At 73.8% G+C, this 21,016-nt stretch carries 17 protein-coding genes; 3 read left to right on the top strand and 14 right to left on the bottom strand.

What is annotated here, in order from left to right:
- The first annotated feature begins 458 nt into the window (after positions 1-458).
- Positions 459-1,622: a helix-turn-helix domain-containing protein gene (locus tag ACZ58X_RS35790; RefSeq protein ID WP_470337748.1), complete on the top strand. Its 1,164-nt coding sequence runs from the start codon at positions 459-461 to the stop codon at positions 1,620-1,622.
- On the opposite strand, the gene ACZ58X_RS35785 is transcribed toward ACZ58X_RS35790, so the two are convergent.
- The 5 genes from ACZ58X_RS35785 to ACZ58X_RS35765 form a co-directional block, all read right to left on the bottom strand.
- Positions 1,610-2,791, bottom strand: a complete 1,182-nt coding sequence (locus tag ACZ58X_RS35785) for an RNA polymerase sigma factor (protein WP_470337747.1) — start codon at positions 2,789-2,791, stop codon at positions 1,610-1,612. The genes ACZ58X_RS35790 and ACZ58X_RS35785 overlap by 13 nt on opposite strands.
- Positions 2,792-2,937: 146 nt before the next feature.
- Positions 2,938-4,848 (bottom strand): DNA primase, encoded by a 1,911-nt coding sequence (gene dnaG, locus ACZ58X_RS35780; RefSeq protein WP_470337746.1) that lies wholly within the window; start codon positions 4,846-4,848, stop codon positions 2,938-2,940.
- Between the two features lie 91 nt (positions 4,849-4,939).
- Positions 4,940-6,250 carry a deoxyguanosinetriphosphate triphosphohydrolase gene (locus tag ACZ58X_RS35775; RefSeq protein ID WP_470337745.1) on the bottom strand — a complete coding sequence of 437 codons (1,311 nt, stop codon included), beginning with the start codon at positions 6,248-6,250 and terminating at the stop codon, positions 4,940-4,942.
- A 177-nt stretch (positions 6,251-6,427) separates the two neighbouring features.
- Entirely contained in the window at positions 6,428-7,435 is a 1,008-nt protein-coding gene (locus tag ACZ58X_RS35770) for an SGNH/GDSL hydrolase family protein (RefSeq protein WP_470337744.1), read from the bottom strand.
- Positions 7,436-7,565: 130 nt separating this feature from the next.
- A complete protein-coding gene (locus ACZ58X_RS35765; protein ID WP_470337743.1) occupies positions 7,566-8,510 on the bottom strand; it encodes a PAC2 family protein in 945 nt (314 codons plus the stop codon).
- A gap of 698 nt (positions 8,511-9,208) precedes the next feature.
- On the opposite strand from ACZ58X_RS35765, the gene ACZ58X_RS35760 reads away from it, so the two are divergent.
- Entirely contained in the window at positions 9,209-9,943 is a 735-nt protein-coding gene (locus ACZ58X_RS35760) for a GNAT family N-acetyltransferase (protein ID WP_470337742.1), read from the top strand.
- On the opposite strand, the gene ACZ58X_RS35755 is transcribed toward ACZ58X_RS35760, so the two are convergent.
- Positions 9,933-11,198 carry an ADP-ribosylglycohydrolase family protein gene (locus ACZ58X_RS35755; protein ID WP_470337741.1) on the bottom strand — a complete coding sequence of 422 codons (1,266 nt, stop codon included), beginning with the start codon at positions 11,196-11,198 and terminating at the stop codon, positions 9,933-9,935. The two genes, ACZ58X_RS35760 and ACZ58X_RS35755, sit on opposite strands and share 11 nt — an antisense overlap.
- Before the next feature lie 109 nt (positions 11,199-11,307).
- Between ACZ58X_RS35755 and ACZ58X_RS35750 the strand changes: the two genes are divergently transcribed.
- Positions 11,308-12,303 carry a hypothetical protein gene (locus ACZ58X_RS35750; RefSeq protein ID WP_470337740.1) on the top strand — a complete coding sequence of 332 codons (996 nt, stop codon included), beginning with the start codon at positions 11,308-11,310 and terminating at the stop codon, positions 12,301-12,303.
- Between the two features lie 13 nt (positions 12,304-12,316).
- On the opposite strand, the gene ACZ58X_RS35745 is transcribed toward ACZ58X_RS35750, so the two are convergent.
- The 8 genes from ACZ58X_RS35745 to ACZ58X_RS35710 form a co-directional block, all read right to left on the bottom strand.
- Positions 12,317-12,628, bottom strand: coding sequence for a transcriptional regulator (locus tag ACZ58X_RS35745; RefSeq protein ID WP_470337739.1), 312 nt, complete (start codon positions 12,626-12,628; stop codon positions 12,317-12,319).
- Positions 12,628-13,104 carry a hypothetical protein gene (locus tag ACZ58X_RS35740; protein ID WP_470337738.1) on the bottom strand — a complete coding sequence of 159 codons (477 nt, stop codon included), beginning with the start codon at positions 13,102-13,104 and terminating at the stop codon, positions 12,628-12,630. Before ACZ58X_RS35740 ends, ACZ58X_RS35745 begins: the two co-directional genes overlap by 1 nt.
- An 81-nt stretch (positions 13,105-13,185) precedes the next feature.
- A complete protein-coding gene (locus ACZ58X_RS35735; RefSeq protein WP_470337737.1) occupies positions 13,186-13,698 on the bottom strand; it encodes a ribonuclease in 513 nt (170 codons plus the stop codon).
- A gap of 143 nt (positions 13,699-13,841) precedes the next feature.
- On the bottom strand, positions 13,842-16,550 hold the full coding sequence (gene ppdK / locus ACZ58X_RS35730; RefSeq protein ID WP_470337736.1) for a pyruvate, phosphate dikinase: 2,709 nt from the start codon (positions 16,548-16,550) through the stop codon (positions 13,842-13,844).
- Positions 16,551-17,114: 564 nt separating this feature from the next.
- Positions 17,115-18,284 carry a tRNA dihydrouridine synthase DusB gene (gene dusB, locus ACZ58X_RS35725; RefSeq protein WP_470337735.1) on the bottom strand — a complete coding sequence of 390 codons (1,170 nt, stop codon included), beginning with the start codon at positions 18,282-18,284 and terminating at the stop codon, positions 17,115-17,117.
- Between the two features lie 69 nt (positions 18,285-18,353).
- On the bottom strand, positions 18,354-19,136 hold the full coding sequence (locus ACZ58X_RS35720; protein WP_470337734.1) for a DUF4097 family beta strand repeat-containing protein: 783 nt from the start codon (positions 19,134-19,136) through the stop codon (positions 18,354-18,356).
- The gene (locus tag ACZ58X_RS35715; RefSeq protein ID WP_470337733.1) at positions 19,133-19,777 is read right to left on the bottom strand and encodes a response regulator; all 645 of its coding nucleotides are present in this window, start codon (positions 19,775-19,777) and stop codon (positions 19,133-19,135) included. The genes ACZ58X_RS35720 and ACZ58X_RS35715 overlap by 4 nt, the downstream gene beginning before the upstream one ends.
- Entirely contained in the window at positions 19,765-20,985 is a 1,221-nt protein-coding gene (locus ACZ58X_RS35710; RefSeq protein ID WP_470337732.1) for a sensor histidine kinase, read from the bottom strand. The genes ACZ58X_RS35715 and ACZ58X_RS35710 overlap by 13 nt, the downstream gene beginning before the upstream one ends.
- Positions 20,986-21,016: the final 31 nt, after the last annotated feature.

Below are 21,016 nucleotides of genomic sequence, written 5' to 3'. Positions count from 1 at the left end.
TCCCTCTCTTCGCCCCCCCCCCCTCCCCCCCCCTCTCCCTCCCTCCCCCCCCCCCCCCCCCCCCCCCCCCCCCCCCCGCGGTGGGAGGGCGCAGGGGAAGCGCCCTCCCACCGGGTGGTCCCGGTCGGTCGGGGCAGCCTCCCCCCGTGAGGCTGCCACGACCGGTGGGGGATCCGGGACTCCGTACGGGCCGACCACGGCCGACCGGCCGGGGCCCGAACGAAACGGCCGGGCGGTGGAAGGCACCGGCAGGGAGAACTCTGCACGACGAGCGCATGACTGTTCGATGGTTCCGGGGGGTTGTGAGACACTTCCGTCCGTCTCAACGCCATGACCTGGAGTTTGGGACACCGGGCCGCTGAGGTTGGAGAACGAGGAGACGCCGAACGGCCGGACCGGGCGCGCACCTCCCGCCCCGTCCCACCGTCGTCCCGTCCCGCGACTCATGGAGGACCACGTTGGCTTCCGCCTGGAAGGACCTGCCCGAGGAGCTGTCCGAGCCCGCTCGCCTGCTGGCCGAGGAGCTCCGGAGGCTCAAGGACACCGCCGGACTGTCCCTGTCCGAGCTCGCCACCCGGACCCACTACAGCCGGGCCTCCTGGGAGCGCTGGCTGAACGGCAAGCGGGTGGTCACCGAGCAGGCGCTGGAGGCGCTGATCGGGGCGGTCGACTGCGACCCGGTGGTGCTGCGCCGGCTCCGGCAGCGGGCGGCCGAACCCGTGGCCCAGGAGGCCGTGGCGCAGGAGGCCGTGGCCCTGGAGCCCGCAGACCGGGCCGGGGAGCCCACGGACCGGAGTGCGGAGCCGACGCCGACCGCCGAACCCACCGACGGCCCGACCGCCGGACCGGCCGACGAAGCCGCCGCCGGGCCCACTGCCGAGCCCACCGACGAACCCACCGCCGAACCCGCCGTCGCCTGGTGGCGCCGTCCGGCGGCCCTGGTCGCCGGTGCGGCCGTGCTGGCGCTGCTGCTGGCGCTGGCCGGGCTGCACCTCAGCCGGCACGACGACCAGGCCTCGGCCGCCGACGGGCCGGCCCCGAGCACCTCGGCCACCGGCCGGCCCGCCCCGGCCACGGCGGGCGCGGCGGGCGCCCCCGACTGCCGGGCCCTCGGCTGCGCCCACAAGGACCCCAAGACCACCGGCTGCGGCAAGGACGCCCGCACCCTGCAGACCGCGGTCATCGGCAAGGTCGTCGTCTACCTCCGCTACAGCCAGACCTGCCAGGCCGCCTGGGCGGCGATCACCGAGGGCGAGCCCAAGGACTACGCGGTGATCACCGACAGCACCGGGGACAGCGAGACCGCGATGATCCACTGGGGCTACGACAACTACTCGCCGATGCTGAACGCGGCCAATCCCTCGGTCGGCTTCCAGGTCTGCGGCTTCCAGCCGGCCGGGCACGACTGCACCGGGACCGTCACCGACCTGGCCACGGTGGTGGCCTCCACCCCGATCCCGATCGGCCCCGCCTCGCCGCCTCCGGGCACCAGGACCGCGGCGGCCACGCCGAGCGACTCGGCCTCGGCCCCGGCCGAACCGACGCACGGCGCGACCCAGGCACCGCCGGCCGAGCAGGTCTCGCCGAGCCCGTCCGTGTCCCCGCCCGGTCAGTCGAGGTAGCCGCGCAGCTGCTCGGCGAAGGCGTGGTCACGGAGCTTGACCAGCGTCTTGGACTCGATCTGCCGGATCCGCTCCCGCGTCACGCCGAACACCGCGCCGATCTCCTCCAGCGTGCGCGGGCGGCCGTCGTCCAGGCCGTACCGGAGCTGGACGACCTGGCGCTCCCGTTCGCCCAGGGTCGCCAGCACGGCGTCCAGGTGCTGGCGCAGCAGCAGGAAGGTCGCCGACTCGGCGGGTGAGGCGGCGTCGGCGTCCTCGATCAGGTCGCCGAGCGCGACGTCGTCCTCCTCCCCGACCGGGGTGTGCAGCGAGATCGGCTCCTGCGCCAGCCGGAGCAGCTCGCGGACCCGCACCTCGGTGAGCTCCAGGGCGGTGCCGATGTCGGCCGGGCTCGGCTCCAGGCCGCGCTCCTGCAGCAGCGCGCGCTGCACCCGGACCACTCGGTTGATCAGCTCCACCACGTGCACCGGCACCCGGATCGTCCGGGCCTGGTCGGCCAGCGCCCGGCTCATCGCCTGCCGGATCCACCAGGTCGCGTACGTCGAGAACTTGTAGCCGCGGGCGTAGTCGAACTTCTCCACCGCCCGGATCAGGCCCAGATTGCCCTCCTGGACCAGGTCCAGCAGGGTCAGCCCGCGGCCGACGTAGCGCTTGGCGACGGACACCACCAGGCGCAGGTTCGCCTCGATCAGGCGGCGCTTGGCGATCCGGCCGAGGACCACCAGGGAGTCCAGCTCGCCGGCCAGCGGGTCGGGCGGCGGCGGGTCCCCGTTCAGCCGCTCCTCGGCGAACAGGCCGACCTCGATCCGGCGGGCCAGTTCGACCTCCTCGGCGGCGGTGAGGAGCCGGATCCGGCCGATCTCACGCAGGTACTGGCGCAGCAGGTCGGCGGGCGGGGCGCCGCCCTCGGCGCGCTCGGCCGGGCCCTCGTCGTCGAGGTCCGGCTCGGCCTCGGCCTCCGGCTCCGGGCTGTCGGGGTGACCCTCCGGCAGCTCCTGGGCGGGGACCCGCTGGTCCGGGGGCGCGGCCCCGGCCCGGCCGTGGTCCGTCTCCTGCTCCCCGGTCGGCGGCCCGGTGGGCTCGGCCCGTCCGGTCGGTTCGGCCCGTCCGGTGGGCTCGGCTCGTCTGGTGGCGGTGGTCGCTGCGGCAAGGCCTTGGTCCACGGGCATCCCTCGGGGCGGGCGCGACTCTGGCGGACCCGCGCTGTACGGAGGTGGGACGCCCTCCAGTGTGGGGTACGCCACGCTCCGTGGCCGAGACTCGTGCGCCGACTTTCTGCGCGGGACTTCCGGGCCCGTCCGCGCCGGGAAACCCGCTAGAGCGCCGCGGCGCCCCGGCTCTTGAGCTGGTCGCCGTACTGCTGGAGCTGCCACAGCTCGGTCTGCACCGCGTGCAGCTGCTCGGCGTCCGCCCGGTGGCCGAGCCGCTGGAGGTAGCCGCGGACCTCGGCGATCCGCCGGTCGACGGCCAGCAGGCGCAGCTTGACCAGGAACTCCCCCGCGTAGATCGCGTCCGCCTTGCGCAGCGAGCGCACCGGTTCGACGGTCAGCTCGGTCACCAGCGAGCGCACCTGGTCGTCCGGGGAGGCCTCGCGCACCGCGCCGGTGAAGTCGGGCGCGGCCGCCCCGTACGCGGTGCCGCCGGCCTTGGCGATGGCCTGCCGGACGGCGGTGTACGGCGGGGTCGGGAACTCGTCGTCGCCGTACTGGTCGAAGGCCGGGCTGACCAGGTCCGGGTGCTGGAGCGCCAGCTTGAGCAGCTCCCGCTCGACGAACTGGGCCGGGTCCCGCGGGTTGAGCCGGAACGCGGGCGGGCGCGGCGCCGCGACGGGCTGCTCGGTGCGCCGCTGCTGGCCGTTGGCGCGGGGGTTCTGCTGCTTCTCCCGCTCCCAGCGGGCCAGCTGGGAGATCCGGCGGACCACGAACTGCTCGTCGCCCGGGTTGACCCCGAGCATGCCGGCCAGCCGGATCGCGTAGCCGTGCCGGATCGACGGGTCCTTGATCTTCGCGACGATCAGGGCGGCCTCCTCCATCGCGGCGGCCTGCCCCTCGGGGGTCTCGACCCGGTGCTTGGCGACCGCCGTGTTCAGCGCGAACTCGAACAGCGGGACGGGGTGGTCGATCAGCTGCCGGACCGCCTCGTCGCCCTGGGCCAGCCGCAGCTCGCAGGGGTCCATGCCGCCCGGGCTGACCGCGATGGAGGTCTTGGCGGCGAACTTCTGGTCGTCCTCGAAGGCGCGCAGCGCGGCCTTCTGGCCGGCCGCGTCGCCGTCGAAGGTGAAGACCGTCTCGCCGCGGTACTGGGAGGTGTCCATCAGCAGCCGGCGGATGATCTTGATGTGGTCCTCGGCGAACGCCGTGCCACAGGTCGCCACCGCCGAGGTGACCCCGGCCAGGTGGCAGGCCATCACGTCGGTGTAGCCCTCGACCACCACCGCGCGGCCCGACTTGGCGATCTCCTTCTTCGCCAGGTCGATGCCGTACAGCACGTGGGACTTCTTGTAGATCGGCGTCTCGGGGGTGTTCAGGTACTTCGGACCGTTGTCGTCCTCGCGCAGCCGGCGGGCGCCGAACCCGACCACCTCGCCCGCGATGTCCCGGATCGGCCACACCAGCCGGCCCCGGAAGCGGTCGATCAGACCGCCGCGCTGCCCCTGCGAGGCCAGGCCGCCCTGGAGGATCTCCTTGTCGCTGAACCCCTTGCCGCGCAGGTAGCGGACCAGGTGCTCCCACCCCGCCGGGGCGTAGCCCACCCCGAAGGTCTTCGCGGCCTCCTCGTCGAAGCCGCGCTCGGCCAGGAAGCGGCGGCCGATCTCCGCCTCCGCCGAGGCCAGCTGCTCCCGGTACCAGGCGGCCGCCACCTTGTGCGCCTCGACCAGCCGGGTCCGCTCGCCCTGCTGGTGGCGGGGGCTGTACCCGCCCTCCTCGTAGCGCAGCGTGATGCCGGCCTGGGCCGCCATCCGCTCGACGGCCTCGGCGAAGGTGAAGTGCTCGATCTTCATCAGGAAGGCGATGGTGTCGCCGTTCTCCTGGCAGCCGAAGCAGTGGAAGACGCCCTTGGCGGGGTTGACGTAGAAGGAGGCGGACTTCTCGTCGTGGAAGGGGCAGACGCCCTTGTACTCGCCACCGCCACCGTTGGTCAGCTGTACGTAGTCGCCGACCACCGCGTCGATCGGCAGTGCGCTGCGCACCGCCTGTACGTCTTCGTCCCTGATCCGCCCGGCCACCCCGGAAGTCTACTGGGGCGGCCGGGGTTTCGAGCCGGGGTGGCGGCCCGGGTTCCGGCCGGGGCCGCGCCGGGTGCGCGTGCGGTGGGCGTCAGGTCCAGGAGGCCCCGACCAGCCTGCCGTGCAGGGCCAGCGCCGAGGCGTCCGTGAGGGTGGCGATCTGGTCGATCACGGTGCGCAGGGCGGCGCGGTCGTCCTCGGCCTCGTGGTACATCGCGGTGAAGACCGGGTCCAGCCCCTCGGGGGCACGCTGGTTCAGCACGTACGCCAGCTCGGCGATCACGATCCGCTGGCGGGCCCGCAGCTGGGCCTGCTCGTCGCGCATCATCACGTAGAGCACGGCGACGGCCTTGAGCACCGCGACCTCCAGCCGGACCTCCCGGGGCACCACCAGCTCGGCGGCGTAGCGGGTCAGCCGGCCCGGGCCGTAGCGGGCGCGGGTGGCCTGCTCGGCGGCCAGGCAGAAGCGGCCGATCAGCTGGCTGGTGAGGTCCTTGAGCCCGGCCCGGGCGCGCGCGGTGCCGTCGTAGCCCTGCGGCCAGATGTCCTGGGCGAGCAGCCGGTCCAGGGCGGCGGAGAGCTCCTCCGGCTCGGCGTCCGGGGCGTAGCGCTCGGCGACCTTGAACAGGTCGGCGCGCTCGCCGGGGGCGCGCAGCGCGGCCGGGTCGATGTGGCCGGCCTGGAGGCCGTCCTCGACGTCGTGGGTGGAGTAGGCGACGTCGTCGGACCAGTCCATGACGGTGGCCTCGAAGCACTTGCGCCCGGCCGGGGAGCCGGCCCGCAGCCAGCGGAAGACCGGCAGGTCGTCGGCGTAGACGCCGTACTTGGACGACGCCGGGTCGGTCGGGTGGGCGCCCTTGGTCCACGGGTACTTGGTGGCGGCGTCCAGGGCGGCCCGGCTCAGGTTGAGGCCCACGCTGCGGCCGGGCCAGGGGGCGAGCCGGGAGGCCGGCTGGTCCTCCGGCGGCGCGAAGCGCTTGGGTTCGAGCCGGGTCAGGATGCGCAGCGACTGGGCGTTGCCCTCGAAGCCGCCGCAGGCCTCGGCGGCCTGGTCGAGGGCCTCCTCGCCGGTGTGGCCGAAGGGCGGGTGGCCGATGTCGTGGGCCAGGCAGCCGGTCTCCACCAGGTCCGGGTCGCAGCCGAGGGCCGCGCCCAGTTCCCGGCCGACCTGGGCGCATTCGAGCGAGTGGGTGAGCCGGGTGCGCGGGAAGTCGCTGCGCATCGGGGCGACCACCTGGGTGGTGCCGGCCAGCCGGCGCAGTGCGGCGGAGTGCAGCACCCGGGCGCGGTCGCGCTGGAAGGCGGTGCGGCCGGGACGCTTGTCCGGTTCGGGGACCCAGCGGGCCTCGGCGGCGTGGTCGTACGGGATCGGGGCGGCGAGGCGGTGCGTGGTGTCATCCATATGCCACTCACGGTACGCCGCGCCCCCGACACGCGGGGTGTGCCGCGCGCGAAGGCGTGCGGACCGGCGCGTGAACCGTGGGAGGCGCGCCGGTGCCCGCCCCCGCGGATCGGCCGGACCCGAACGGTCCGGTCACCGGGCCCCGGGCCCCCACCGCGGAGCCCGCTGCGGGCCGGCTCAGCCCCGGACGGCCTTGAGCAGCGCGGCGGCCACCCCCTCCTCCCCCTTGGCGTTGGGGTGGACCGGGGTGAGGCCGTGGGCCGGGAACAGCGGCTCGATCCAGCGGGCGTCCTCCCCCGCGCACATGTCGTGCCCGGCCGACGGCCCGGCGGTGTCCACGAACACCGCCCCGGCGGCCTCCGCGCGCTGCTTGAGCATGCCGTTGAGCTGCTGCTCCTTCTCGGCGAGGAAGCCGAGGTCGGCCGCCGCGACCGTGGTGCCCAGGGTCGCCCGGCAGCCCGCCGGGTCGGCCGGGAGCAGGGCCGGGTAGCCGACCACGTACACCCGGGCCCGCGGGGAGCGGTGCCCGATCTCCCGGAGGATCCCGCCGAGCCGCTCACCGGCCGCGTCGACCCGGGCCCGTACCTCGTCGGTGCCGCCGGAGGCGTAGTGCTCCCGGCAGGGCGCGGCCGCGCGGTCCTCGCCGACCAGGTCCTTCACCGCGCCGACCAGGGTCGCCTTGGCGCACTCGGTGACGACCTCGGTGAAACCGGCGTCGTTGCCGCCGATGCCCACGGTGACCAGCCGGGTGTCCGGGGTCAGCGCGTCCAGCTGGGCCGGGTTGGGGCCGTCGGCGGTCTTCTGCGGGCTCCTGAGGTCCCCGGTGCGGGCGCCGCTGCAGCTGACGTCCCGGAACTGCCCGGGCGCCACCCCGAGCGCCTTCGCCAGCAGGGAGGGGTAGTTGACCCCGGAGCGGGCGCAGCCGGCCGGATCACCGGTCTGCGGGGCGATCCGGGGCCCGGCGGTGTACGAGTCGCCGAGCGCCACGTACGGGGCGGTGGGCGGCGGGGTGGGGGTCGGCGTCGGGGTCGCACCGGCCGGGGCGCGGCCGGGCAGGGCGCCCGCGAAGCCCCGGTCGGCGCCGTCCGGTCCGTCCGACCCGCCGCCGCACCCGGCCAGGGCGGCCAGAAGCAGGGCGGCCGAGAGGGCCGTCGCGACGGTCGTCGGGCGGGTGGTCCTGGGCATGGCGTCCCCCCTGGGGGTGCGGGTCACGGGCAGCTCCGTACGCGGCGGCCGGTCCCCCCGGGCACCGCACCGCTCAACGTACGGGCGGCGCCGATGACTCCCGCCGTGCCTCGGCGTTACGCCGTTCCCGCTACTCCGCGCCGCGTTCGTGCTCGGCGAGGAACTGCTCGAAGCGCCGCCCCAGCTCGTCCGCGGACGGCAGGTCGACCGGCTCGGCCAGCAGGCTCTCCCGGCCCTCGGCGCCCGCGACCGCGTCGTACTGGCCCTCCATCCCACGGATGGCGGAGCGCAACTCGCCGTCGCCCTGGGCCAGCTGCTCCTCGATGTCGGCGTACACCTCGCCCGTCCGCTCGCGCAGCCGGGTGCCGGGCAGCACCAGGCCGGTGGCGGACTGCACCGCCTCCAGGATCAGCACGGCGGCCGCCGGGTAGGCCGAACGGGCCACGTAGTGCGGGACGTGCACGGCGAAGCCCAGCACGTCGTGCCCGGCCTCGGCCAGGCGGTACTCCAGCAGGGCCTGGGCACTGCCCGGGACCTGCGCCTGCTCGAACCACTGCGGGTACCCCGGCGCGAGGTCGAGCCGGTTGCCGTGCGGCGTCAGGCCGACCGGGCGGGTGTGCGGCACGCCCATCGGGATGCCGTGGAAGTCCAGGCTGAGCCGGACCTCGAAGCGCTCGACCAGCTCGCGGACGGCGCCCGCGAAGCGCTCCCACTCGACGTCCGGCTCGGGGCCGGTGAGCAGCAGGAACGGCGCGCCGGCGGCGTCGCGGACCAGCTGGAGCAGGATCTCCGGCGGGTCGTAGGAGGACCAGTGGTCGTGGTCGAAGACCATCGCGGGGCGGCGGGCCCGGTAGTCGACCAGGCGGTCGTGGTCGAAGCGGGCGACCACCTGGGGGGAGCCCGTCTCCAGCAGGTGGGCCACCACCTGGGCGCCCGCCTCGCCGGCGTCCATGAACCCCTCGAAGTGCTGGAGCAGCACCAGGCCGGCGCCGGTGTCGCGCAGCTCCGCGTTGGCCTCGGCCACGGCGGCCACGCCCCGCTCATCCAGCTCGTACAGCGCCTGGAAGTCTCGCACCGCGCACCCTTCCCCGTTCTCTGCTCGTCCCGCTCCGACCGGCTCTCGTCCTCTCCAGCGTGCCGGGACGCGCGGGAATTCCCGTTCCGGCCGACCGCTCTCGCGGGCGGCCCGCCCCGCGACCCGCCCCGCGACCCGCGCGGCGACACGCTCGGGGGCCGTCACCGACCGCTCCGGACCATGATCGCATCCGGGGGGAAAGTCCCTGTTCACGGGTGTTCAACAGCCCCGTCCGGGGCGCGCGGTGACGGCCCGCGCCGACATTCGGGTGCCGCGAAGTGACGCACCGCGTTCTGGCGGGTATCGTCCTCTCGCTGCCTCGCATCGTCGCGTCGTCGTCACGTCGTCCGTAACGCCGTCGATCACGACCCGGATCGCTGCTCGGGCAGACACCCACGACGCATCTTGCCTTCACCTGGCCGCCTGCTTCCCTTCGCGCACTCGTTACCTCTTCGGCCATTTCGCGGACGCACACTGTCCCCTCGCTCTTCCCGCCGGACCGGTCCGAGGATCCGTGTCCGTTCCGGCACCCTCGCCGCCCGTTCCGGGCCCCCGCTCCGCCCCATCCGACCGGAATCCTCCGGCGCACACGGGTACCCGGAGCCGGAAACCGGGCCGGGGCGACCCCCCGTCCACCGCAGTCAGTGCCGCACCCCGGCGCCGGCTGCGCCCTACGACCGATGAAGGACCAAGGTTCCGTGCCAGCACCTGTCTTCCTCACCGGCCGCACCGTTCGGTTGGAGCCCCTCGCCGCCCACCACGCCGAGGCCATCGCCGCGGCCGGCGCCGAGGACCGTACGACCTACGCCTTCACCCCCGTCCCGCACGGCCCGGAAGCGGCCCGCGACTACATCGCGCGCGCCCTCGCCGACCAGGCCGCGGGCCGGGCACTGCCGTTCGCGACGGTGAACCTCGCCGACGGCCGGGTGGTCGGCTCCACCCGGTTCCTGGAACTCGACTACTGGCAGGGCCCCATGGTGTGGCCGCCGGTGCCCGGCGTGCCGTTCGGCGATCCGGCCACGGCCGTCCCGGACGCCGCCGAGATCGGCAACACCTGGCTCTCCCCGCGCGCCCAGGGCACCGGCATCAACACCGAGGCCAAGCTGCTCATGCTCCGGTACGCCTTCGAGACCTGGGGCGTGCAGCGGATCTCGCTGCGCGCGGACGCCCGCAACCTGCGCTCCCGGGCTGCCATCGAGCGGCTCGGCGCGACCTCCGAGGGCGTCCGCCGGGCGCACTCGCGCGGACTGGACGGGGTGGTGCGCTCGACCGCGTTCTACTCGATCCTGGACGCCGAGTGGCCGGCCGTGCGGGACATCATCGAGCTGCGGATCGCCGCCGCCACCTCGCCGAGCGCCCCGGATCCGGCGATCAACCAGGAGTGTCTTAGACAGGGCGGCAGCGGCGCCGGGCAGCTGATGATCACGGCCTGAACAGGAGCCGTTCGCCGGTGGCGGCGGTCCTCAGGATCCAGCTGAGGACTGCCGCGCCGTGGGGCTCCTCGGGCCGCACCGGCCACCGGTCGTGGCTCGTCTCGGCGACCGCCGAGACCGGCCGCCAGCCGTTGCGGACCGGCGTGACCACCACCTCCCAGACCGGGTGGCCGTCGTTCGGGCGACAGATCCTGACCGAGCCCTCGTGGGTGTGGACCGCCCAGCGGCCGTCCAGGGCGTCCGTGTGCCTCCCGGCCCGGATGCGCTGCCACTGCTCGTCGGTCCATTCCACCTCGGGGACCGGATGCGGGCGCGGGACCAGGATCTCCGCGCGGCCCCGGCCGCCGGTGACCGCCCCGGGTTCCGGGAACGCCCAGCCGGGCAGCGGTTCCCGGGCGGCCATCCAGGCGGCCGGGATGCCGTGGGTGCCGGTGTGGGCGGCCACCACTCCCCCGGTGATCGCGGCGACGGTGTCCATGTCGCCGCCGGCCGCGATCGCCGCCCGGACCGCGGCCGGGTAGTCGGTCAGATGGTGGGCGGCGCACCAGAGGGCGTACGGAACGGTGTCGGCGGCCGAGGTCCGGCTGCCGTTGCCGAGCACACTCGCCGCGAGCACGCGGTCCGGCTCGGCGAGCAGGCCGACGGCCTCGTTCAGACCGTCGCGAACGACGCCCAGCGGGGTGCGGAAGGCCACCTCGCGCAGGAAGGCCTCCGGCGTCGTGCCCCCGGTCCGGGCCCGGACCGCCAGGGCCGCCGCCACCGCTACGGCGATCGCGCCGTCCACGGCCTGCGGGTGGGTGTGGGTGATCACGGCGGTGCGCGCGGCCAGCTGGATGACGGCCGCCAGGTCGCCCGCGCACGCCGCCCCCAGCGGGGCGACCCGCATCGCGGCGCCGTTGCCGTACGAGCCCTGGCCGTCGAAGAGTTCGGCGGCCAGGGCCCCGGCGTCGCCGCCCTCGCGGATCAGCCGGAGCAGCCGGTTGGCGGCCGGGCCGTAGCCGCGGTCGAAGTCGTGGTGGCGGGCGAAGGCGTGGGTGAGGTCGAAGGTGTCGATCGCGCCGCGTTCGCGCTGGGCGGCGTACACCGAGCAGGCCATCTCGGTGTCGTCGGTCCACGGCCAGGGGCCGGGCGGTTCGGTGCGGGAGGCGAAGTGGGCCCGGGCGGTTTCCGGGACGAAGTACTGGGCGCCGAGGGCGTCACCGACGGAGAGGCCGTTGAGCGCGTCGAGCGCGGGGCCGTTGGGTTCGGTCGTCATGGGCCCCCCAGCACAGCGGATCGCCCTCCGGTTCGTCAACATCGTTACCGGAACGCCCCTGACGAGGGACGTTTCGCATACCTCCGATCCGGGCGGGCAGCACCGGGGTATGACCCGCGCGCATCCGCTCGACCCCGTCGCCCTGCTCGGCGCCGACCAGCAGCACATCGCCACCCGGGCGCAGCTGCGCCGGCTCGGCGTGCCCTCCGGCACGATCGCCCACCGGCTGCGGCCGGGCGGGCCCTGGCAGCAGGTGCTGCCGCGGGTGATCTGCCTGCAGAACGGGAGGTTGACGACCCATCAGCGACTCCGGGCGGCCCTGGCGTACGCGAGCCCGAAGGGGCGGCAGCCGCACCCCGGCGAGGTGCTGCTGACCGGGTTCGCGGTGCTGGCGGACGCCGGACTGCCGAGCGCCGGGCACCCGGCCGACCTGACCGAGGTCGATGTCCTGATCCCCGGCCAACGCCGGGTCAGGGAGAAGGAGTTCGTCCGGATCCACCGGTCGTCCGGGGTGATGCCGGGCGGCTTCGAGCGGGACGACGGGCTGTGGAGCGCCCCGGTCGCGCGGGCGCTGGCGGACCTGGCGCCGAGGGAGACCGGGCAGCGCCGGTTCCGGGCGCTGTGCGCCGAGGCGTTGCAGCGGCGGCACTGCGAACTCGGCGAGCTGCTGGACCAGTTGCTCACCCGGCCGGGGGCGCTGGCACTGCCGCAGGTGGCCCGGGTGGTGGAGGACCTCACCGCCGGGGTGCGCTCGGTGGTGGAGGGCGAGGCCCGCGAACTGCTCGCCCACGCGGGCCTGCCGGAGCCGCTGTGGAATCCGGTGCTGTTCCTGGACGGTCGCTTCCTGGCCGTGCCGGACGCCTACTGGCCGCACGCCTGCGTGGCGCTGGAGATCGACTCCCGGGCCTACCACCTGCGCCCGGCCGACCACGAACGCGGACTGGCCCGCGCCAACCGGCTGGCCGGCGCCGGCCTGCCGGTGGTGCGCACCACCCCGGTCCAGCTCCGCCGCGACCCGGCACCGGTGCTGCACGAACTGACCGCCCTGGTCACCACCGGCCCGCACGGCCCGCACGGTCGGGTCAGCTGGCGGCGGGCCCGGTGAACTCGGCTGCTTTTCAGGAGTGTTGGGCGCCCGCCGCCTCGGCGGCGGCGACCAGCCGCTGGAGTTCGGCGAGGTGGGCGGCGAGGGCGGTGCGGCCGTCGGCGGTGGCGGCGAGCCAGGTGCGCGGGCGCTTGCCGACGTAGCCCTTCTTCACCGTGAGGTAGCCGGCCTCCTCCAGGGCGGTGGCAGCTTTGCTGAGGACGGAGTCGGAGACCTCGCAGTGGTCCCGGACGGCGCCGAACTCGGCCTCGCGGCAGGCGCCGAGGAAGGCGAGCACGGTCAGCCGGGTGGCGTGCTGGAGCAGCGGGTCGAGGGCGGCGGGCATCAGCCGGCCGCCCACGAGCGCCGGACCCTGCGGTTGAGCCGGTCGGTGCCCGTCCAGAAGGTCAGGCCCGCCGCGAGCCCGGCGGCCCCGCCGATCCAGCGCGGGCCGCCGCCGGCCTGCCAGGCGAGCAGCATCCCGGCCGCCGATGCGGCGCAGACCGCGAGGACCGCGAGCGCGACGGGGCCGCCGATGCCGTCCGGCACGCCCCGGCGGACGATGCCGTCGCTGCGCACGGCGACCCGGGCGAGGACACCGGTCAGGGCGGCGAAGCCGCCTGCGAGCACACCGATCAGGGCGAACTGCCGGGCTTCGACGGCCTGACCGATCCCCAGGCCGTAGGCGGCGAACGCGAAGGCGAAGGCCGGTCCGTACCAGCGGGGCACCTCGCCCGGCCGCCGGGCGGCCGCGCCGGCCCGGTCGGCCAGGCGCAGCGCCTCGGCGGCGGACAGCGGCGGGGTGGGAACGGAGTCACTCATGCTTCCCCCTCGGAACGTGACGGTGACTCCACTGTGCCATCGCCTTTCCGAGTTGGAAAGTACTTTCCAGGAACTCGCCGCTCAGCAGCGCGGGTCGATCTCCTGGAAGGTCGTGTAGTGGTCGGCGGACCAGTACTGCTCGCCCGCGCCGCCGGTGACGACCCGTCGGGTGCCGCGGTCGTTGGAGCCCGGGGTGACCACGGTGAACTCGTGGTAGTAGCCGTTGCCCTTCTTCGGCAGCCGGCTCTCGCGGTTCTCGAAGACGATGCCGTCCCGGTTGTACGGGTAGGGGCCGCCCTTGGCGATCAGGCCGAGGGTGTCCTGGGCCTGGCTGGGGAGCTTGGTGCGGCAGACGTCGGCCAGCGCCGGGTCGGCGGGCACCCAGGTGCCGGCCGCGGCGGGGGTGCCGCCGGCCGGCGGGGACGGCTTGGGCGCCGAGGGCTTGGGGGCCGAGGCGCCCGCGGTGGTGGTGGCGCTCGCGGCGGCCTTGGGGTGGTTGCTGCCGCCCTTGCCGGCGAGCAGGTAGCCGACTCCGGCGAGCACGGCCAGGATCAGGACGGCCACGACGACGAGCGGGCTCTTGCTTCTGGTCATGCGGTCCAGCTTGGCAGGCGGCGGCGTCCGGGCGGCCGTGTCACGTACGCCGGTTCTCCTGCGCCGAGCTCCGGTGTACGCCCTCCCGACGGGAGGGTGAGCGGTCAGTCGTACCCGCGCGTGAGTAGGGGATGCCTACCCTCTCAGCGCGAGTCGCTGCCCGCCGACTCGATGGCGGCGCGGCCTGCCTCCAGGCGCGCCACCGGGATCCGGAAGGGGGAGCAGGAGACGTAGTCCAGCCCCACCTCGTGGAAGAAGTGCACCGACTCCGGGTCGCCGCCGTGCTCGCCGCAGACGCCGAGCTTGAGGTCGGGGCGGGTGGCCCGGCCGGCCTCGACGGCGTGCTTGACCAGCGAGCCGACGCCGTCCCGGTCGATGGTCTCGAACGGGGAGACCCCGAAGATGCCCTTCTCCAGGTAGGCGGTGAAGAAGGAGGCCTCCACGTCGTCCCGGGAGAAGCCCCAGACCGTCTGGGTCAGGTCGTTGGTGCCGAAGGAGAAGAACTCGGCGGCCTCGGCGATCTGACCGGCGGTCACCGCGGCACGCGGCAGCTCGATCATGGTGCCGAGCTTGATGTCCAGCTGGACGCCGGTGGACTGGACGACCTCGGCGAGCACCCGCTCGCACTCGTCGCGGACCAGCTCCAGCTCCTGGACGGTGCCGACCAGCGGGATCATCACCTCGGGGCGCGGGTCCCCGCCGGCCAGCTTGCGCTCGGCGGCGGCCTCGGCGATGGCCCGGACCTGCATGCCGAACAGGCCGGGGATGACCAGGCCGAGGCGGACGCCGCGCAGGCCGAGCATCGGGTTCTGCTCGTGCAGCTTGTGCACCGCCTGGAGCAGGCGCAGGTCGTTCTCGTTCGGGTCCTTGCGGGCCTCGGCGAGGGCGACGCGCACCGACAGCTCGGTGATGTCCGGCAGGAACTCGTGCAGCGGCGGGTCGAGCAGGCGGACGGTGACGGGCAACCCGTCCATCGCCTGGAAGAGCTCCAGGAAGTCGCCCTTCTGCAGCGGCAGCAGGGTGGACAGGGCGAGCTCGCGGTCCTTGTCGTTGTCCGCGAGGATCAGGTGCTCGACCTCCTTGCGGCGCTCCTCACCGAGGAACATGTGCTCGGTGCGGCACAGGCCGATGCCCTGGGCGCCGTAGCGGCGGGCGCGCCCGCCGTCCTCGGCGTTGTCGGCGTTGGCCCGCACGGCGAGCCGGCGGCGGCCGTCGGCGTGCGACATCAGCCGGTGGACGGCCTGGACCAGTCCGCCCTGGACGTCGGCGCCGGCGTGCAGGGTGCCCTCGAAGTACTCGACCACGGGGGACGGCAGGACGGGCACCTCGCCGAGGTAGACCTTGCCGCTGGCGCCGTCGATCGAGACCACGTCACCCTCGTGCACCACCAGGCCGTCGGCGGTGGTGAACTTGCGCGACTTGGTGTCGACCTCCAGCTCCTCGGCACCGCAGACACAGGTCTTGCCCATGCCGCGGGCGACGACGGCGGCGTGCGAGGTCTTGCCGCCGCGCGAGGTGAGGATGCCCTCGGCGGCGATCATGCCGTCCAGGTCGTCCGGGTTGGTCTCGCGGCGGACCAGGATGACCTTCTCGCCGGAGCGGGACCACTTGACGGCGGTGTAGGAGTCGAAGACGACCTTGCCGATCGCGGCGCCGGGCGAGGCGGCCAGGCCCCAGCCGATCTGCTTGGACTCACCGGTCGGGGCGAAGCGCGGGAACATCAGCTGGGCCAGCTGGCCGCCGGTGACCCGCATCAGGGCCTCGTCCAGGTCGATCAGGCCCTGGTCGACCAGCTGGACGGCGATCCGGAAGGCGGCCGCGGCGGTGCGCTTGCCGACCCGGGTCTGGAGCATCCAGAGCTTGCCGCGCTCGATGGTGAACTCGATGTCGCAGAGGTCGCGGTAGTGGTTCTCGAGCTTCTGCATGATCGCCATCAGCTCGTCGTAAGACTTCTTGTCGAGCTTCTCCAGCTCGGACAGCTGCAGCGTGTTGCGGATGCCGGCGACGACGTCCTCGCCCTGGGCGTTGGACAGGTAGTCGCCGTAGACGCCCTGGGCGCCGGTGGAGGGGTCGCGGGTGAAGGCGACGCCGGTGCCGGAGTCCTCGCCGAGGTTGCCGAAGACCATGGTGCAGACGTTGACCGCGGTGCCCAGGTCGTTCGGGATGCGCTCCTGGCGGCGGTACAGCCGGGCGCGGTCGCCGTTCCAGGAGTGGAAGACGGCGTGGACGGCGAGGTCCATCTGCTCGCGCGGCTCCTGCGGGAAGGGCCGGCCGGTCTCGCGCTCGACGATGCCCTTGAACACCTCGACCAGTTCCCGGAGGTCGGAAGCGTCCAGGTCCAGGTCGTTGACGGTGCCCTTGGCGTGCTTGGCCTCGTCCAGGGCCTCCTCGAACAGCTCGCCATCGACGCCCAGCACGGTCTTGCCGAACATCTGGACCAGGCGGCGGTAGGAGTCCCAGGCGAAGCGCTCGTTGCCGGACTGGGCGGCCAGGCCGACCACCGAGGCGTCGGAGAGGCCGATGTTCAGGACGGTGTCCATCATGCCGGGCATGGAGAACTTGGCACCGGAGCGGACGGAGACCAGCAGCGGGTTGTCGGCCTGGCCGAGCTTCTTGCCCATCTCCTGCTCGAGGGCGTCCAGGTGGGCGCTGATCTCCTCGTGCAGTGAGGACGGCTCGCTACCGGTCTCCAGGAAGACCTTGCAGGCGTCGGTGGTGATGGTGAACCCCGGAGGGACGGGGAGCCCCAGATTGGTCATCTCGGCCAGGTTCGCGCCCTTGCCGCCAAGAAGATCCTTGAGGTCCTTGTTTCCTTCGGTGAAGGAGTAAACAAACTTCTGCTGGGACGGCACGGGTCGGTCTCCTCGTACGCGGTTGCCCTGACGCCGGAGAACATACCCATTTCGAAGGCACTTCTCTGCCCTGAATAGGCCACATGAGGCCGGTACCGAGTGGTAACCCGCTAGATCGAATGCACATAAAGGCGTTCACCTCTGGTGGTGAAATCGTCCCCCTGACGCGAGCCAGCGTTCAAGTCTTGAAGGCGGGGAAACAGGAAGATCGCCCGATTCGGACGCTGGGTAGCGACCGCGGGTCGGTCGCGTTGCCCCGGCTTGATTTCCTGCACCCGGATCGGCCGATCGGCATCGAACCGGCTTCGGGAAGCGATTCACGCTCGACCTGTCCATTCCGTCCACTGACCGGCCGTCAGTCGCTCCTGCGTGTGGCAAGCGTCACCAGCCCGTCTCGCGGCTCGAACGTAGGACGCCTGCGTCAATCGTCGCACTGCGTCCAGGAACGTGCCCGTTCCGTGACACCAGGACGCCGAAAAGGAGCCCTCCTGTCCAGAATGGACAAGAGGGCTGGGCCCGGGTGGCCAGCGGCCCCGGAGGGCCGAATTCGCCGGATCGGCTAGATCATCCGCCGGAGGTGTCCGATTCGGCGTCCTCACCCGGCCGGGCGCAGTCGTACGGATCGTCCAACCAGCCCTCCGGCAGGACCACCCGGCCGTTGCCGCTGGTGCGCCCGCGCGGGCCGTCCGCACCGATCGGCCAGGTCTGGGTCTGCTCCACCTGGGCGAGGGTCCCGGCCAGTTCGGCCAGCGAGGAGGAGTTCGCCAGCCTCACCCGCAGCTCGGAACCGACCGAGAAGCCCTTGGTGTACCAGGCGACGTGCTTGCGGAAGTCGACCACGCCGCGCGCCTCGTCCCCCAGCCACTCGCCGAGCAGCTGGGCGTGGCGCACCATCGCCCGGGCCACGTAGCCGAAGTCGGGGCGGGCCTGGTCGACGTCGCCCTCGAAGATCGAGACCAGGTCCTTGAACAGCCACGGGCGGCCCAGGCAGCCGCGGCCCACCACCACGCCGTCGCAGCCGGTCTCCCGCATCATCCGCAGCGCGTCCCCGGCCGACCAGATGTCCCCGTTGCCCAGCACCGGGACGTGCGCCGGGACGGACTCGCGCAGCCGGGCGATCGCCGACCAGTCGGCCGTACCGCCGTAGTGCTGGGCGGCGGTGCGCCCGTGCAGGGCGATCGCGGCCACGCCCTCCTCGGCGCCGATCCGGCCCGCGTCCAGGAAGGTCAGGTGGTCGTCGTCGATGCCCTTGCGCATCTTCATGGTCACCGGCAGGTCCCCGGCGTTGGCGACGGCCTCGCGGAGGATCTCGCGCAGCAGGTTGCGCTTGTACGGCAGCGCCGAGCCGCCGCCCTTGCGGGTCACCTTGGGGACGGGGCAGCCGAAGTTGAGGTCGATGTGGTCGGCCAGGCCCTCGTCCGAGATCATCCGGGCCGCCTTGCCGACGGTCACCGGATCCACCCCGTACAGCTGGATCGAGCGCGGCTTCTCACTCGGGTCGAACTTGATCAGCTGCATGGTCTTGGCATTGCGCTCGACCAGCGCCCGGGTGGTGATCATCTCCGACACGTACAGGCCCTTGCCGCCGCTCTGCTCGCGGCACAGGGTGCGGAACGGGGCGTTGGTGATGCCGGCCATCGGCGCCAGCACGACGGGCGGCCACACCCGGATCGGGCCGATGTCCAGCGGCGCGAACTCGGTCTCGGTCGCGGTGGGTGCGGGCGTGGCTGTCATGCGCGGCTGACCTCGGGTAGCAGGGGACGGGACTCTCCATTGTCCCCCACCCGGGTGAGCCGGCCCCACCTACTCCGGATCGGGGCGGTAGCCGATGTCCAGGGAGCCCGAGCCGACGTCGGCCTCCAGGCTCCTGCTGCTGGCGGCGTCGCCCAGGGCCGGGTCGATGGTGCTGCTGCCCGAACCCGTCCCGCCGTTGATCCGGTAGCGGCTGCCCTTCGGCACCTGCACGGTCACCGAGCCGGAGCCGGTGCTCACCTTCACGTCCTGCGGCGCCGACCGGAAGGTCAGGTCCACCGACCCGGAGGTGCTGGACACCTCCGCCCGCGCCGAGGAGAGGTCCCGGCCCTGGGTCATCCCGGACGTGGTGCGGGCGCGGACCGGGCCGGACAGCCCGTGCAGGAGGATCGCGCCGGAGGTCCCGTCCAGCCGGACCGCGCCGCTGAGGTCCGACACCTCGACCGACCCCGAGGTCACCGTGCCGGCGACCTCCGTCCCCGCGGGCACCTCCAGCTCGATCGAGGCGCCGCAGTTGTAGAAGGGCAGGGAACGCCGGCACTCCACACCGACCGTCATCGTGTCGCCGACCACATCGGCGCGCACCCGGGGCTCGGAGACCGTCCAGTCGAGGTTCTTGCGCACCACGACCCGGCCCTCCACGCCCGGCGTGATCCGCACCGACGCGCTGCTCGTCGCCAGCTGCAGCTTGCGGACGGCGGTGACGAACGTCTGCTGCTCGGTCCGCGACTGCCGGGCCACCAGCGCCATGGTCTGCGCCGCGCCCATGACCAGCACGAACACCAGGGCGAGCACCCCGGTGATCCGCCACGCCCTGGTGGACCGCGCGCTCACGTGACCTCCAGGAAGCGCAGCACCGCCATCACCCGGCGGTGGCTGTCGTCGGCCGGCGGGAGGTCCAGCTTGGTGAAGATCGAGTTGATGTGCTTGGCCACCGCGCTGTCGCTGACCACCAGGGCGGCCGCGATCGCCGCGTTGGAACGGCCCTCCGCCATCAGCGAGAGCACGTCCCGCTCGCGCGGGGTCAGCTTCTCCAGCGGATCCCGGTGCCGGCGCACCAGCAGCTGGGCCACCACCTCCGGGTCCAGCGCGGTGCCGCCGTCGGCGACCCGCTGCAGCGCCTCCACGAAGTCGTCCACATTGGCCACCCGCTGCTTCAACAGGTAGCCGACACCACTGGTGTTGGTGGCCAGCAGGTCCGCCGCGTACCGCTCCTCCACGAACTGGGACAGCAGCAGCACCGCGGTCTCCGGCCACTGCTGCCGGATCACCATCGCCGCCTTGACCCCCTCGTCGTGGAAGCCCGGCGGCATCCGGACGTCCGCGACCACCACCCCCGGACGGTGCTCCTCGACGGCGGCCAGCAGTTCGACGGCGTCCCCGACGGCGGCCACCACCTCGAAGCCCACCGCCTCCAGGACCTTGACCAGGCCGACCCTCAGCAGGACCGAGTCCTCGGCGATCACAGCACGCACGGCAACTCCACGGTGATGGTGGTGGGACCCCCGAGGGGGCTGAGAACGGACAGCGTCCCGTCGACCGAGGCCGCGCGCTGGCGCAGACCGGTGAGCCCGGTGCCGCGCGAGGCGTCCGCGCCGCCCACGCCGTCGTCGCTGACGACCAGGCGCAGCCGGCCGCCGGTCGTCCGCACCGAGACGTCGACCTGCTCGGCCCGGGCGTGCTTGGCCACGTTGGTGAGCGCCTCGGCGACGGTGAAGTAGGCGACCGCCTCGACGGTCGGGGCGATCCGCTCGGACAGCTCGACGTCCAGCCGCACCGGCAGCGGGGCCCGGGCCGCGATGCCGGACAGCGCGGCGTCCAGCCCGCGGTCCTCCAGGACGGCCGGATGCAGGCCGCGGACCAGGTCGCGCAGCTCGTCGATGGCCGCCTGCGCCTCCTCGTGCGCCGCGACGATCACCTGCATGGCGTCGGGCGGGCAGTCCTTGAGGGTGCGCCGGGCCAGGCCCAGGTTCATCGCGAGGGAGGTGAGGCGCTGCTGGGCGCCGTCGTGCAGGTCCCGCTCGATCCGGCGGCGCTCGGCGTCCACCGCGTCCACCAGACCGGCCCGGGACTCGGCGATCTCCTCGACCCGGCGCTCCAGCTTCTCCGCCCGGTTGGGCCCGAGCAGGAGCTGCGCCGAGCGGACCTCCAAGCGGGCGGTCAGCGTCGTCAGCCAGGGCGCCGCCGCCAGCAGCAGCACGCCGAACACGGTGAGCGCCACGTCCAGACCGGCCAGCTCGCCGCGCAGCCCCGCTTCGGGCGGCAGCAGCCAGACCCAGGCGTACAGGGTGGTCAGCACCAGGGCGATGCCCCAGACGTACACGGCGGCCACCGCGCAGAGCGCCAGCACCGGGCCGATCAGCAGGTGGTAGCCGAGCTGACGCCAGGCCAGACCGAGCCGCAGCCGGCCCAGCCGCAGGCCCGCGGGCGCGCCGGGCGGCGGCACCTCCACGCCGCGGAGGGCACGCAGCCGACCGCGCTGGAGGGCGGTGAGCCAGCGGGAGCAGACCAGCACGACCGCGAGGACCGGGAAGAGCAGGCTGGGCTCGGTCACCGCCAGCCAGACCGGCGCGGCCACGGGTGTTCCGGCGGCTATGAAGCGGGCGTCCCGCCAGGCCCCGGCGGACCACGGTGGTCGCCCGAGGCTCCTGACGAGCGCTCGGCGCAACGTGGTGGAGGGCATGCCGGACAGCGTAGGGCCCGGTGATCAACGG

This window comes from Kitasatospora sp. NPDC040550 (assembly GCF_055594965.1).
The sequence above is the reverse complement of the archived record's forward strand: the minus strand, read 5'-3'. Positions and strand labels throughout refer to the sequence as shown.